This window comes from Pseudomonas sp. TH08 (assembly GCF_016651275.1).
GTDB lineage: Bacteria > Pseudomonadota > Gammaproteobacteria > Pseudomonadales > Pseudomonadaceae > Aquipseudomonas.
This window is the reverse complement of record NZ_JAEKEE010000001.1, coordinates 1,403,526-1,420,923: the sequence shown is the minus strand read 5'-3', so window position 1 is coordinate 1,420,923 and position 17,398 is coordinate 1,403,526. Positions and strand designations below refer to the sequence as shown.

The 17,398-nt window shown below is 62.0% G+C and carries 1 protein-coding gene; it reads left to right on the top strand.

Features of this window, described 5'->3' with window-relative positions; all coding sequences use genetic code 11:
* The first annotated feature begins 116 nt into the window (after nt 1–116).
* Nucleotides 117–17,264, top strand: a complete 17,148-nt coding sequence (locus JFT91_RS06635; RefSeq protein ID WP_201231877.1) for an immunoglobulin-like domain-containing protein — start codon at nt 117–119, stop codon at nt 17,262–17,264.
* The last annotated feature ends 134 nt before the right edge of the window (nt 17,265–17,398 follow it).

The following is a 17,398-nucleotide window of genomic DNA, read 5'->3' as shown; positions in this document are numbered from 1 at the left end:
ACGAGTAACCGCGTCAAAATTGATTCGAAAATTTTTAAAGTACGTCCAGACTGAATCGGCACCCATGCCATCAGGTCCATGGAAGTCAACTGAACGTGACACCCGGAGAGTCTTCAATGAGCAGTGTTGTTGCCATCGTCAAAAGCATTGTCGGTCAGGTATTCGTGGTGTCCCCAGAGGGCGTGCGCCGCGTACTCGTTGAAGGCGATCGCCTGTTTGTCGGCGACCAGATCGACACCGGCCTCTCCGGCGCCGTGTCGCTTGAACTGGCTGATGGCCGCACCCTCGACCTGGGTCGCGAAACCCAATGGAGCGCCAACGCGCCCGACTCCAGCACTGACCTGGCCGAAGCCACCGCGCAGGCCGCGCCGTCGGTAGCAGAACTGCAGCAAGCCATTGCCGCCGGTGTCGACCCGACTACCGCCCTTGAAGCCACCGCTGCCGGCCCTGCGGCTGCGGGTACTGGCGGTGCGGCTGGTGGTGGCCACAGTTTCGTGATGCTCGATGCCACGGCTGGCCGTGTTGACCCAACCATTGGTTTCCCGACTGCTGGCATCAACTCCGGCGCACAAGCCGCGCAGAACATTACCGGTGGCCAGACCACCGATACCACCACCAACGCCCTGCGTGAGTCGACCCTGAGCCTCAGCGCCACGCCGACCATCACTGAAGCTGGCGGCGTGCTGGTGTACACCGCGACCCTGACCCAGGCACCGCTGACCGACCTGACCATCACCCTGTCCAACGGCGCCGTGATCGTGATTCCGGCCGGCTCCACCACCGGCACCGTCAACGTGCCGCTGGCACCGAACGACACCGTTTATAACGATCCGACCCAGATCGACGTGACCGTTACCGGCACCACCGGCGGCAACGGCATCACCGTGACGCCGCCGACCACGCCGGCCACGACTCAGGTCACCGACACCATCGACACCACCACCGTCACCCTGACGGCGGGGCCGAGCGTCACTGAAGGCGGCCAGATCACTTACACCGCGACCTTGACCAACCCGGCGCAAACCCCGGTCACCGTGACCCTGTCGAACGGCTCGACCATCACCATCGGCGCGGGCCAGACCACTGGCACCGTCAACGTGCCGACGCCGGCCAATGACGTCTATAACAACGGCAGCACCGTCACCACCACCATCACGGGTGCCACTGGCGGCAACTTCGAAAACCTGGTGCCGAACCCGACACCGGCGGTGACCACCATCACCGATTCGATCGATAACACCAGCCTGACCCTGACCGCCACGGGCACAGTGGTCGAAGGTGGCCAGATCACATACACCGCGACCCTGACCAATCCGGCACAAACTCCGGTCACCGTGACCCTGTCGAACGGCTCGACCATCACCATCGGCGCGGGCCAGACCAGCGGCAGCGTCAACGTGCCGACTGCACCGAATGACGTCTACAACAATGGCGGCACTGTCAGCACCACGATTACCGGTGCAACCGGCGGCAACTTCGAAAACCTGGTGCCGAACACCACGCCAGCGACCACCACCGTTACCGACTCGATCGACACCACCAGCGTCAGCCTCACCGCGACCGGCACGGTTGTCGAAGGTGGCCAGATCACCTACACCGCGACCCTGACCAACCCGGCGCAAACCCCGGTCACCATCACCCTGTCCAACGGCTCGACCATCACCATTGATGCCGGCAAGACCACCGGCAGCGTCAACGTGCCGACTGCGCCGAATGACGTCTACAACAATGGCGGCACCGTCAGCACCACGATCACTGGCACTAGCGGTGGCAACTTTGAAAACCTGGTGCCGAACACCACGCCAGCGACCACCACCGTTACCGATTCCATCGACACCACCAATCTGTCGCTGACGGCGACCGGCACTGTCGCCGAAGGTGGTTCGATCGTTTACACCGCGACGTTGACCAACGCCGCACAAACCCCGGTAACCGTGACCCTGAGCAACGGCTCGGTGATCACCATCGACGCGGGCAAGACCACTGGCACCGTGACCGTTCCGGCGCCTGCCGACGACGTCTATAAGGACGCCGGCAAAGTCGAAGTCTCCATCAAGGACGCCAGCGGCGGTAACTTCGAGAACCTTGTTCCGAGCACCATGCCAGCCGTGACCGAAGTGACCGACACCATCGACACGTCGACCGTGAAACTGAGCGCCGATACGTCGGTGGCTGAAGGCGGCACTGTCACTTACACCGCCACCGTGGGCGCGCCAGTGACCGGCTCGCCTGTCGTGGTGACGCTGGCCAATGGTCAAAGCATCACCATTGAAGTGGGTAAAACCACCGGCACCGTGACCACCACTGCGCCGAACGACGCGCTGGTCGGCAATGCACCGCTGACCAACTCGATCACTGGCGTGACCGGTGGCAACTACGAAGACCTCGTGGCCGACAAGACCCCGGTTTCGACGGCCGTTACGGACGTCGCCGACACCACCAACCTGACGCTGAGCGCGACCGGTTCTGTGGCCGAGGGCGGCTCGATCATTTACACCGCGACGCTGACCAACCCGGCCGGCACGCCGGTCACCGTGACCCTGTCGAACGGCGCCGTAATCACCATCGACGCAGGCAAAACCACTGGCACCGCAACTGTTCCAGCGCCAGCCGACGACGTCTATAAAGACGCCGGCAAAGTCGAAGTGACCATCAAGGACGCTACCGGCGGCAACTTCGAGAACCTCGTACCGAGTACTGTTCCCGCCGTTACCGACGTCACCGATACCATCGACACGACGACGGTCAAACTGACTGCCACCGAATCTGCTGCTGAAGGTGGCACCGTCACCTACACCGCCACCGTCGGCGCACCCGTTACCGGTTCGCCTGTCGTAGTGACCCTGGCCAACGGCCAGAACATCACCATCGAAGTGGGTAAAACCACTGGCACCGTGACCACCACCGCGCCCAACGATGCGTTGACCGGCCACGCCCCTTTGACCAACGCGATCACCGGCGTAAGTGGCGGCAACTACGAAGACCTGGTGGCTGACAAAACCCCGGTCAGCACCACCGTCACCGACACCGTCGACACCACCAACCTGACGCTCAGCGCCACCGGAACCGTGGCCGAAGGCGGTTCGATCGTTTACACCGCGACGCTGAGCAACCCGGCCGGCACTCCGGTCACCGTAACCCTGAGCAATGGCTCGGTGATCACCATCGAAGCGGGCAAAACCACAGGCACCGTGACCGTTGCGGCACCTGCCGATGACGTCTACAAAGACGCCGGCCCGGTTGAAGTGACCATCAAGGACGCCACCGGCGGCAACTTCGAGAACCTGGTGCCAAGCACCGTTCCGGCGGTGACTGAAGTCACTGACACCATCGACACCTCGACCGTGAAGCTGACGGCCGACACCTCGGTGGCCGAGGGCGGCACCGTTACTTACACCGCCACTGTTGGCGCCCCGGTGACTGGCTCTCCGGTCGTCGTGACTTTGGCCAATGGCCAGAACATCACCATCGAAGTCGGCAAGACTACCGGCACCGTAACCACCACTGCGCCTAACGACGCCTTGGTTGGCCAGGCACCATTGACCAACTCGATCACCGGCGTCAGCGGCGGCAACTACGAGAACTTGGTGGCAGACAAGACCCCGGTTTCGACGGCTGTTACGGACGTTGCCGACACCACCAGTCTGACGCTGAGCGCGACCGATTCTGTGGCCGAGGGCGGCTCGATCGTTTACACCGCGACCTTGACCAACGCTGCTGGTTCGCCGGTGACCGTGACGCTGAGCAACGGCTCGGTGATTACCATCGAGGCAGGTAAAACCACCGGCACTGTGACTGTTCCAGCGCCAGCCGATGACGTCTACAAAGACGCCGGCAAAGTTGAAGTGACGATCAAGGACGCCACCGGTGGCAACTTCGAGAATCTGGTACCGAGCACCGTTCCGGCCGTTACCGACGTCACTGACACCATCGACACTTCGGCCGTCAAACTGACCGCCGACACCACCGTAGCTGAAGGTGGCACCGTCACTTACACCGCTACCGTTGGCGCGCCAGTCACCGGTTCGCCTGTCGTGGTGACCTTGGCCAACGGTCAGCAGATCACCATCGAAGTGGGTAAAACTACCGGCACCGTGACCACCTACGCACCGAACGACGCGCTGACCGGCCACGCGCCGCTGAGTAATTCGATCACTGACGTCAGTGGTGGCAACTACGAAAACCTGGTGGCCGACAAGACCCCGGTTTCGACCAGCGTCACTGATACCGTCGACACCACCAACTTGTCGCTGAGCGCGACCGGTTCCGTGGCTGAGGGCGGCTCGATTGTTTACACCGCGACTCTGACCAACGCGGCTGGCTCGCCAGTCACCGTGACCCTGAGCAACGGCGCCGTCATCACCATCGAGGCTGGCAAAACCAGCGGCACCGTAACGGTTCCGGCGCCGGCGGATGACGTTTACAAGGACGCGGGCAAGGTCGAAGCGACCATTTCCACCGCGACTGGCGGCAACTTCGAGAACCTGGTGCCGAGCACCGTTCCAGCCGTCACCGAAGTCACTGACACCATCGACACCTCGACGGTGAAACTGACCGCCGACACCACGGCTGCTGAAGGTGGCACCGTCACTTACACCGCCACTGTCGGCGCGCCAGTCACCGGCTCGCCAGTGATCGTCACCTTGGCCAACGGCCAGAACATCACCATCGAAGTCGGCAAGACCTCCGGCACCGTAACCACCACCGCACCGAACGACGCGTTGAACGGCCATGCGCCGCTGACCAACGCGATTACAGAAGTGAGCGGCGGCAACTACGAAAACCTCGTCGCCGACAAAACCCCGGTCAGCACCACCGTTACCGACACCGTCGACACCACCAACCTGACGCTCAGCGCCACCGGTACTGTGGCTGAAGGCGGTTCGATCGTTTACACCGCAACCCTGACCAACCCGGCCGGCACCCCGGTGACCGTGACCCTGAGCAACGGCTCGGTGATCACCATCGAAGCCGGTAAAACCACCGGCACCGTGACCGTTGCGGCGCCAGCCGATGACGTCTACAAAGACGCCGGCAAAGTCGAAGTGACCATCAAGGACGCTACCGGCGGCAACTTCGAGAACCTGGTGCCAAGCACCGTTCCGGCCGTGACCGACGTTACTGACACCATCGACACGTCGACCGTGAAACTGAGCGCCGATACGTCGGTGGCTGAAGGCGGCACTGTCACTTACACCGCCACCGTGGGCGCGCCAGTGACCGGCTCGCCTGTCGTGGTGACGCTGGCCAATGGTCAAAGCATCACCATTGAAGTGGGTAAAACCACCGGCACCGTGACCTTCACCGCGCCAAACGACGCGCTGACCGGTCAGGCCTCGTTGGGTAACTCGATCACTAACGTCAGCGGCGGCAACTACGAGAATCTGGTGGCCGACAAGACTCCGGTTTCGACCACCGTCACCGACACCGTCGACACCACCAATATCAGCCTGAGCGCCACCGGTTCGGTCGCCGAGGGCGGCTCGATCGTCTACACCGCAACCCTGACCAACGCGGCCGGCACGCCCGTGACCGTGACCCTGAGCAACGGCTCGGTGATCACCATCGAAGCAGGCAAAACCACAGGCACCGTGACCGTTGCGGCGCCTGCCGATGACGTCTACAAAGACGCCGGCAAAGTCGAAGTGACCATCAAGGACGCCACCGGCGGCAACTTCGAGAACCTGGTGCCAAGCACCGTTCCGGCCGTGACCGACGTCACTGACACCATCGACACCTCGACGGTGAAACTGACCGCCACCGAGACTGCTGCTGAAGGTGGCACCGTCACTTACACCGCCACCGTCGGCGCGCCAGTCACCGGTTCGCCAGTGGTTGTGACCTTGGCCAACGGCCAGAACATCACCATCGAAGTCGGCAAGACCACCGGCACCGTAACCACCACCGCACCGAACGACGCGTTGAACGGCCATGCGCCGCTGACCAACGCGATTACAGAAGTGAGCGGCGGCAACTACGAAAACCTCGTCGCCGACAAAACCCCGGTCAGCACCACCGTCACCGACACCGTCGACACCACCAACCTGTCGCTGACCGCCACCGGTACTGTGGCTGAAGGCGGTTCGATCGTTTACACCGCGACCTTGACCAACGCTGCTGGTTCGCCGGTGACCGTGACGCTGTCGAACGGCGCTGTCATCACCATCGAAGCGGGCAAAACCACTGGCACCGTGACTGTCGCGGCACCGGCCGATGACGTCTACAAAGACGCGGGCAAGGTCGAAGCCACTATCACAGGCGCCACTGGCGGCAACTTCGAGAACCTCGTTCCGAGCACGGTTCCAGCCGTCACCGACGTCACCGATACCATCGACACCACCAGCGTCAAACTGACTGCCACCGAGTCTGCTGCTGAAGGTGGCACCGTCACTTACACCGCCACTGTCGGCGCGCCGGTTACCGGCACTCCAGTTGTGGTAACTCTGGCCAACGGCCAGAACATCACCATCGAAGTCGGCAAAACCACTGGCACCGTGACCACTACAGCGCCTAACGATGCGCTGACCGGTCACGCCCCACTGACCAACTCGATCACTGGCGTGACTGGCGGCAACTACGAAAACCTCGTTGCCGACAAGACTCCGGTTTCGACCACTGTCACCGACACCGTCGACACCACCAACCTGTCGCTGAGCGCTACTGATTCGGTGAACGAAGGTGGCCAGATCACTTACACCGCGACCCTGACCAACGCCGCCGGAACCCCGGTGACCGTGACGCTGAGCAATGGCGCGACCATCACCATCGACGCCGGCAAAACCACTGGCACCGTGACCGTCGACGCGCCGAAAGATGACGTCTACAAAGACGCCGGCACGGTTGAAGCGACCATCAAGGGCGCGACCGGTGGCAACTTCGAAAATCTGGTCACCAGCGGCACTCCGGCGGTGACCACCGTCAACGACACCATTGATACGTCCACCGTGTCGCTGACCGCCACCGCGAACGTCGCCGAAGGCGAAACCGTGGTCTACACCGCGACCGTGACCGCACCAGTAACCGGTTCGCCAGTCGTGGTGACCTTGTCCAACGGCCAGACCATCACCATCGCCGTGGGTGAAACCACTGGCAGCGTAAACTTCGTCGCGCCGAACAGTCCGCTGGCGGGCGGTAGCTCGCTGAGCGTGACCATCGACGGCGCCACTGGCGGCAACTACGAAAAACTGGCTGTCGACGGCAAGTCCGCCGACACCTCCGTTTCGGATACCGTCGACACTACGAACTTGAACCTGACCGCCAGTGACTCGGTGGCTGAGGGTGGCTCGATTGTTTACACCGCGACGCTGACCAACCCGGCGGGTTCGCCGGTGACCGTTACTTTGTCGAACGGCGCAGTGATCACCATCGAAGCGGGCAAAACCACTGGCACCGTGACCGTGGCGGCTCCGGCTGACGACGTTTACAAAGACGCAGGCAAAGTCGAAGCAACCATTTCGACCGCTACGGGTGGCAACTTCGAGAACCTGGTGCCAAGCACTGTTCCTGCGGTGACCAACGTCACTGACACCATCGACACCACTACCGTCAAACTGACCGCGACCGAATCGGCGGCTGAAGGTGGCACCGTCACTTACACCGCGACTGTTGGCGCGCCGGTTACCGGTTCTCCAGTTGTGGTAACGCTGGCCAATGGTCAGAACATCACCATCGAAGTCGGTAAAACCACTGGCACCGTAACTACCACGGCGCCGAATGATGCGTTGACCGGTCATGCTCCGCTGACCAACGCGATCACTGGCGTGACTGGCGGCAACTACGAAAATCTCGTTGCCGACAAAACTCCGGTTTCGACCAACGTCACCGACACCGTCGACACCACCAACCTGTCGCTGACCGCTACGAACTCGGTCGCCGAGGGTGGCTCGATTGTTTACACCGCAACCTTGACCAACGCTGCTGGTTCGCCAGTGACCGTGACTCTGTCGAACGGCGCTGTGATCACCATCGAAGCGGGCAAAACCACCGGCACCGTGACTGTTCCGGCTCCGGCTGACGACGTTTACAAAGACGCAGGCAAAGTCGAAGCAACCATTTCGACGGCCACGGGTGGCAACTTCGAGAACCTGGTGCCGAGCACTGTTCCGGCGGTGACCAACGTTACCGACACCATCGACACCACTACCGTCAAACTGACCGCAACCGAGACTGCCGCTGAAGGTGGCACCGTCACTTACACCGCGACTGTTGGCGCGCCAGTGACTGGCTCGCCGGTCGTAGTGACCTTGGCCAACGGCCAGAACATCACCATCGAAGTCGGCAAAACCACTGGCACCGTAACCACCACCGCGCCGAATGATGCGTTGACCGGTCATGCTCCGCTGACCAACGCGATCACTGGTGTAACCGGCGGCAACTACGAAAATCTCGTAGCCGACAAGACTCCGGTTTCGACCACTGTCACCGATACCGTCGACACCACCAATCTGTCGCTGACCGCTACGAATTCGGTCGCTGAGGGCGGTTCGATTGTTTACACCGCAACCCTGACCAACGCTGCTGGCTCGCCAGTGACCGTGACTCTGTCGAACGGCGCTGTGATCACCATCGAAGCGGGTAAAACCACTGGCACCGTGACCGTTCCCGCTCCGGCTGACGACGTTTACAAAGACGCAGGCAAAGTCGAAGCAACCATTTCGACGGCCACTGGTGGCAACTTCGAGAACCTGGTGCCGAGCACTGTTCCGGCCGTCACCGAAGTGACTGATACCATCGACACCTCGACGGTAAAACTCACCGCAACCGAGACTGCCGCTGAAGGCGGCACCGTCACTTACACCGCGACTGTTGGTGCGCCGGTGACTGGCTCTCCGGTCGTCGTGACTTTGGCCAATGGCCAGAACATCACCATCGAAGTCGGTAAAACCACTGGCACCGTAACCACCACCGCGCCGAATGATGCGTTGACCGGTCACGCGCCACTGACCAACGCGATCACTGGCGTGACTGGCGGTAACTACGAGAATCTCGTAGCGGATAAAACTCCGGTTTCGACCACTGTCACCGATACCGTCGACACCACCAATCTGTCGCTGACCGCTACGGGCTCGGTCGCCGAGGGCGGTTCGATTGTTTACACCGCGACGCTGACCAACGCCGCTGGTTCGCCAGTGACCGTGACTCTGTCGAACGGCGCTGTGATCACCATCGAAGCGGGCAAAACCACCGGCACCGTGACCGTTCCGGCTCCGGCTGACGACGTTTACAAAGACGCGGGCAAAGTCGAAGCAACCATTTCGACTGCCACTGGTGGCAACTTCGAGAACCTGGTGCCGAGCACTGTTCCGGCGGTGACCAACGTTACCGATACCATCGACACGACTACCGTCAAACTGACCGCGACCGAGTCGGCGGCTGAGGGTGGCACCGTCACTTACACCGCCACTGTTGGCGCGCCGGTTACCGGTTCGCCAGTTGTGGTGACCCTGGCCAACGGTCAGAACATCACTATCGAAGTCGGCAAAACCACTGGCACCGTAACCACCACCGCGCCGAATGATGCGTTGACCGGTCATGCTCCGCTGACCAATGCCATCACAGGTATAACCGGCGGCAACTACGAAAATCTCGTTGCCGACAAGACTCCAGTTTCGACCACTGTCACCGATACCGTTGACACCACCAATCTGTCGCTCAGCGCTACCAATTCGGTCGCTGAAGGTGGCTCGATCATCTACACCGCCACGCTGACCAACGCCGCTGGCTCGCCAGTGACCGTGACCCTGTCGAACGGCGCCGTGATCACCATTGAGGCTGGCAAAACTACCGGCACAGTGACCGTTCCGGCTCCGGCTGATGACGTTTACAAAGACGCGGGCAAGGTTGAAGCGACCATTTCCACTGCCACCGGTGGCAACTTCGAGAATCTGGTACCGAGCACCGTACCGGCAGTGACTAACGTCACTGACACCATCGATACCACCACGGTCAAACTGACCGCCACCGAATCGGCGGCTGAAGGCGGCACCGTTACTTACACTGCGACTGTCGGTGCTCCGGTTACCGGTTCGCCTGTCGTCGTTACCCTGTCCAACGGTCAGACCATCACCATTGGTGTTGGCCAGACCACCGGCACCGCGACCACCACTGCGCCAAACGACGCACTGACTGGCCATGCGCCGCTGACCAACTCGATCACCAACGTCACTGGCGGCAACTACGAAAACCTTGTGGCCGACAAGACACCGGTGAGCACCAACGTGACCGACACTGTCGACACCACCAACCTGTCGCTGAGTGCTACCCCATCGGTCGCTGAAGGTGGCTCGATCATCTACACCGCCACGCTGACCAACGCCGCTGGCTCGCCAGTGACCGTGACCCTGTCGAACGGCGCCGTGATCACCATTGAGGCGGGCAAAACCACTGGCACCGTGACCGTTGCTGCTCCGGCTGACGACGTTTACAAAGATGCGGGCAAAGTCGAAGCAACCATTTCGACTGCTACTGGTGGCAACTTCGAGAACCTGGTGCCGAGCACTGTTCCGGCGGTGACCAACGTCACTGACACCATCGATACCACCACGGTCAAACTGACCGCCACCGAATCGGCGGCTGAAGGCGGCACCGTCACCTACACCGCCACTGTCGGTGCAGCCGTAACCGGTTCGCCGGTTGTCGTGACGCTGGCCAACGGTCAAACCATCACCATTGGTGTTGGCCAGACCACCGGCACCGCGACCACCACTGCGCCAAACGACGCACTGACTGGCCATGCACCGCTGACCAACTCGATCACCAACGTCACTGGCGGCAACTACGAAAACCTTGTGGCCGACAAGACACCGGTGAGCACCAACGTGACCGACACTGTCGACACCACTAACTTGTCGTTGAGCGCGACTGGTTCGGTTGCTGAAGGCGGTTCGATTGTCTACACCGCAACCCTGACCAACGCCGCTGGTTCGCCAGTGACCGTGACCCTGTCGAACGGCGCCGTGATCACCATCGAGGCCGGTAAAACCACTGGCACCGTAACCGTTGCAGCGCCAGCGGACGACGTCTACAAAGATGCGGGCCCGGTGCAGGCGACGATCAGCAACGCCACCGGGGGCAACTTTGAAAACCTGGTGCCGAGCACGACTCCGGCCGTGACCAACGTCACCGATACCATCGACACCACCACCGTGAAACTGACCGCGACCGAGTCGGCGGCTGAGGGTGGCACCGTCACCTACACCGCGACTGTTGGCGCGCCGGTTACCGGTTCGCCTGTTGTCGTGACTCTGGCCAACGGTCAGAACATCACCATCGAAGTCGGCAAAACCACTGGCACCGTAACCACCACCGCGCCGAATGATGCGTTGACCGGTCATGCTCCACTGACCAATGCCATCACAGGCGTAACCGGCGGCAACTACGAAAATCTCGTTGCCGACAAGACTCCGGTTTCGACCAACGTCACTGACACCATCGACACCACCAACCTGTCGCTCAGCGCGACCGGCACCGTCGCCGAAGGCGGTCAGATCACCTACACCGCGACGCTGACCAACGCCGCTGGCTCGCCAGTCACCGTAACCCTGAGCAACGGCTCGGTGATCACCATCGACGCCGGTAAAACTACCGGCACCGTGACCGTTGCAGCGCCAGCGGACGACGTCTACAAAGACGCCGGCAACGTGCAGGCAACGATCAGCAACGCCACCGGTGGCAGCTTCGAGAAACTGGTAACCAGCACCACACCAGCCGTGACCAGCGTCACCGACACCATCGACACCACGACCGTGAAGCTCACTGCGACCACAACTGCAGCCGAGGGTGGCACCGTCACTTACACCGCGACTGTGGGTGCGCCGGTCACCGGTTCGCCTGTCGTCGTGACCTTGTCCAATGGTCAGCAGATCACCATCGAAGTCGGCAAAACCACCGGCACCGTGACCACCATTGCGCCGAACGATGCGTTGACCGGTCACGCCCCACTGACCAACGCCATCACCAACGTCAGCGGCGGCAACTACGAAAATCTCGTGGCCGACAAAACCCCGGTCAGCACCACCGTGACCGACACCATCGACACCACCAACCTGTCGCTGACCGCGACCGGCACCGTGGCCGAAGGCGGCCAGATCACCTACACCGCGACGCTGACCAACGCCGCTGGCTCGCCAGTGACCGTGACCCTGTCCAACGGCTCGGTGATCACCATCGAGGCCGGCAAAACCACCGGCACCGTGACCGTTGCAGCGCCAGCGGACGACGTCTACAAAGATGCCGGCACGGTGCAGGCGACGATCAGCAACGCCACCGGGGGCAACTTCGAAAACCTGGTGCCGAGCACGACTCCGGCCGTGACCAACGTCACCGACACCATCGACACCACCACCGTGAAGCTGACTGCCACCGGCACTGCGGCAGAAGGCGGCAACGTCGTCTACACCGCGACGGTTGGCGCGCCGGTAACGGGTTCGCCTGTCGTCGTGACTCTGGCCAATGGTCAGCAGATCACCATCGACGTCGGCAAAACCACCGGCACCGTGACCGCCATCGCGCCGAACGATGCGTTGACCGGTCACGCTCCGCTGACCAACGCCATCACCAACGTCAGCGGTGGCAACTACGAAAACCTCGTGGCCGATAAAACCCCGGTCAGCACCACCGTGACCGACACCATCGACACCACCAACCTGTCGCTGTCCGCAACCGGCACCGTGGCCGAAGGCGGTCAGATCACTTACACCGCCACCCTGACCAACGCCGCTGGTTCGCCAGTGACCGTGACCCTGTCGAACGGCGCCGTGATCACCATCGACGCCGGTAAAACTACCGGCACCGTGACCGTTGCAGCGCCAGCGGACGACGTCTACAAAGACGCCGGCAACGTCCAGGCCACGATCAAAACCGCCACCGGTGGCAACTTCGAAAGCCTGGTGACCAGCACCGCTCCGGCCGTGACCAGTGTCACCGACACCATCGACACCACCACCGTGAAGCTGACCGCGACCGGCACCGCGGCTGAAGGCGGCAACGTCGTCTACACCGCCACCGTGGGTGCAGCCGTCACCGGTTCGCCTGTCGTCGTGACCTTGGCCAATGGTCAGCAGATCACCATCGACATCGGCAAAACCACCGGCACCGTGACCGCCATTGCGCCGAACGATGCGTTGACCGGTCACGCTCCACTGACCAACGCCATCACCAACGTCAGCGGCGGCAACTACGAAAACCTCGTGGCCGATAAAACCCCGGTCAGCACCACCGTGACCGACACCATCGACACCATCGACACCACCAACCTGTCGCTGTCCGCGACCGGCACCGTGGCCGAAGGCGGCTCGATCACCTACACCGCGACGCTGACCAACGCCGCTGGCTCGCCAGTCACCGTGACCCTGAGCAACGGCTCGGTGATCACCATCGAAGCGGGCAAGACCACGGGGACCGTGACCGTTCCGGCTCCGGCTGACGACGTCTACAAAGATGCCGGCACCGTGCAGGCAACCATCACCGGCACCAACGGTGGCAACTTCGAAAACCTCGTGGCCGACAAGACACCAGCGGTGACCAACGTCACCGACACCATCGACACCACCACCGTCAGCATCACCGGCAGCACCTCGGTAACCGAAGGCCAGACCGCCAGCTACACCGTCAGCCTGAACCACCCGGCGCAAACCGAAGTGACCCTGAAAATTGTCTACAGCGGCACCGCCGCCGATGGTTCGGACTTCACCGGCGTGTACACCGTGAAGATCCCGGCAGGCGCCAGCAGCGCGCAGTTCAACGTCGCCACCATCGATGACAAGATCACCGAAGGCACCGAGAACTTCGTGGTCAAGATCGACTCGGCGACCGGTGGCAACTTCGAAAACCTCGCGGTCAGCAGCACCAATGGCAGCGTCAGCACTTCGATCATCGACAACGATGCCCCGCCGGTCATCGACCTAGACGCCAACAACTCCAGCGGCGCGACCGGTGCCGACTACAAGGTGACCTTCACCGAAAACACTCCAGGCGCGGGCGTGTCGATTGCTGACACCGACCTCACCATCACTGACCCGGACAGCACCATGCTCACCGGCGCCACCGTGATCCTGACCAACCGTCAGGATGGCGATGCGCTGAACCTGGGCAACAGCGTCAACGGCATCACGATCAATGCCAACAGCACCAACGGCACCGTGACCCTGACGCTGTCGGGCAACGCGACGCTGGCCGACTACATGCAGGCGATCAAGAACATCAGCTTCACCAACAGCAGTGAGAACCCGAGCACCGTGCCGCGGATCATCACTGTGACGGTGACCGATGGCGGCAACTACTCAAACGTGGCGACCACTACGGTCAACGTCGTGGCGGTCAACGATGCGCCGGTTGCGGCACCGACCAACGTTACCGGCACTGAAGACACACCGCTGATCCTCGGCTGGTCGACCTTCGGTGTGACCGACGTCGACAGCCCGGCCAGCAGCCTCGGCATCAAAATCACCCAACTGCCGGGTGAGGGCAAACTGCAGTATCTGGACGGCTCGACCTGGAAAGACGTCGCCAACAATCAGACCTTCAGCAAGGCGGACATCGATGCGGGCAAACTGCGCTTCATGCCGGATGCCAACGAGTCGGGCGTAAACGGTTACGGCGGCACCGGCATGGGCAACAACCAGGCCGACTACGCGCAGCTCAAGTTCCAGCCAACCGACGGCCAACTGCTGGGCAACACCGGCACCGTGAAGATCGACATCACGCCTGTGGCTGATGCACCGACCGTGAGCGTGGCCGACAACAGCGTGAAGTCCACCGGGCTGATCAAGGAAGTCTGGACCGGTCTGTCCGGTCTGGGCACCAGTGGTAGCGGTGCCGATTCCACCACGTTGAAAAACGTCATCGACGGCGCTGGCACCCCGAACTCCAGCGGTTCCGTGACCAATGTGCAGTCCGACGGTAGCGTTGCGGCAGGCACGGCGTCGAAGACTTCCGGCCTGATTTATCTGGAAGCGGGCAAGACCTACACCTTCAGCGGCATCGCCGATGACAGCTTGCTGATCACGATCGGCGGCAAGAGCGTGGCTTCGGGTACCTGGGGCGCGGGCGGCGCCATCAACGGCTCGTTCACCCCGACCACCAGCGGCTACTACACACTGGACATCTACCACCACAACCAGAGCGGCCCGGGCAGCTACGATGTGAACCTGTCGGTCAACGGCAGCACGCCGATCGACCTGAGCAGCGCCGGCGTGCCGATCTACACCGGCGTGCAGGATCTGGTGAACTCGGGCGTGACCGTCTCCGATCTGCACGGCACCAACGGCGAAGGTTATTACGACGGCTACAAGCTCAACACGGGCGCCGAAGGCACCACCGTGAAGCTGTCGGCGATCACCACGGCACTGACCGACACCGACGGCTCGGAAACCCTGAGCGTGAAGATCAGCGGCGCACCAGTCGGCTCGGTACTCAGCGATGGCGCGGGTCATACCTTCACCGTCACAGCGACCAGCGGCGACGCCAACGTCACCGGCTGGAGTCTGGGCAGCCTGACCGTGACACCACCGCCGTACTACAACGGCCAGTTCAACCTGACAGTGACCTCGACCTCCACCGAACAGGTCGGCGGTTCGGCGAGCAGCACCGCGACCATTCCGGTCACTGTGGTGCCAGCGGTCTACAACGCCATCGTCGCCACCTCGGGCGATGACACCGTCACCGGCACCGACGGCAACGACATCATCGTTGCCGACATCGGCGGTCTGACCGTCGTGCCGGGCACCAACTACAACATCGCGTTCATGGTCGACAGCTCGGGCAGCATGAGCGCCTCGTCGATCAACGCGGCGAAGGACTCGTTGACGGCGGTGTTCAACACCCTCAAACAGAGCCTGGGCGGCAGCAATTCGGGGACGGTGAACATCTTCCTGGTGGACTTCGATACCCAGGTCAACAAGTCGGTGTCGGTGAACCTCAACGACCCGAACGCGCTGACCCAGCTCAAAGCGGTGCTGGACTCGATGGCGTCCGGCGGCGGCACCAACTACGAGGACGTGTTCAAGGCAACGGCCAACTTCTTCCAGAGCACTGAAGCCGTGGCCAACACCGGCGCGAAGAACCTCACGTACTTCATCACCGATGGCCAGCCGACCTACTACCAGAGCGGCGAGCAGACCAACCCGACGCTGTACGGCAGCGTGAAGTTCGACAGCGTGGTGACCACCAGCAACTACAAGCTGGGTGATACTTTCGGCACCTACATCGACAACACGCACTACCTGAGCATCAGCGCCAACGGCACTGCCCAACTGCAGACCTACACGAGCCGCTACGGCTGGTCGACGACCAACCTGGGCACGGTTCACGCTCAGGGTGACGGCACCTACGAGTTGTCGAATCTGGCGGGCACCGGTAACAGCACCACGACGGCCACCTCCGACAACTCGGCCAGCAGCTTCGCGCTGCTCAGCGGTCTGTCGAACGTCGAAGCCATCGGCCTGAACAATGGCGTCAGCCTCAACGATCTGAAGCCATACGATTCGGATAAAACACCGCAAACCAACATCGATCCGAAGGACCTGGCCAACTCGATCATCGGTCACACCGAAGCAACACTGCCGGGTAACGACACCGTCAGCGGTGGCGACGGCAACGACATCCTGTTCGGCGATCTGGTGAGCTTCAACGGCATCGCCGGTGAGGGTTATCAGGCGATGCAGGCGTTCGTTGCGCAGCAGACCGGCGTCGACGTCAGCAAAGTCACCACCAGCAACGTGCACCAGTACATCACCGAGCACTATCAGGCGTTCGATGTGTCCGGCGCGCATGACGGCAACGACACGCTGCTGGGTGGCGCGGGCAATGACATCCTCTTCGGCTCGGGCGGCAACGACCTGCTCGATGGCGGCAAAGGCAATGACATCCTGCTCGGCGGCACCGGTAATGACACGCTGATCGGCGGTCAGGGCAACGACATCCTGATCGGTGGTTCCGGTGCCGACACCTTCGTCTGGAAGGCGGGCGACACCGGCAACGACGTGATCAAGGACTTCAAGGCCAGTGAAGGCGACCGCATCGACTTGCGTGATCTGTTGCAGGGCGAAACCGGCAGCACCATCGACAACTTCCTGAAGATCACCACGGTCGACGGCACGTCGTCGCTGCAAGTCAGCTCGACGGGCAAGTTCAACTCGGGTGACGCTGCAGCAGCGACACCGGATGTGACGATCAAACTGGAAGGCAACAACTGGTCGAGCGCCAACATCCACAACCTGATTGCCGGTAGCGATCCGACCATCAAGGTCGACCACAACAACAGCTGATGCGTGAACAAAACGGCCGCCCTTATGGGGCGGCCGTCACGTTTGCAGGCACCGAACCGGTGACGATTGCGTCGCCGCACCGCATACTCGCGCGCAGTTGGCTATGCTGCTGACAGCATGACGCTGGTTCATTT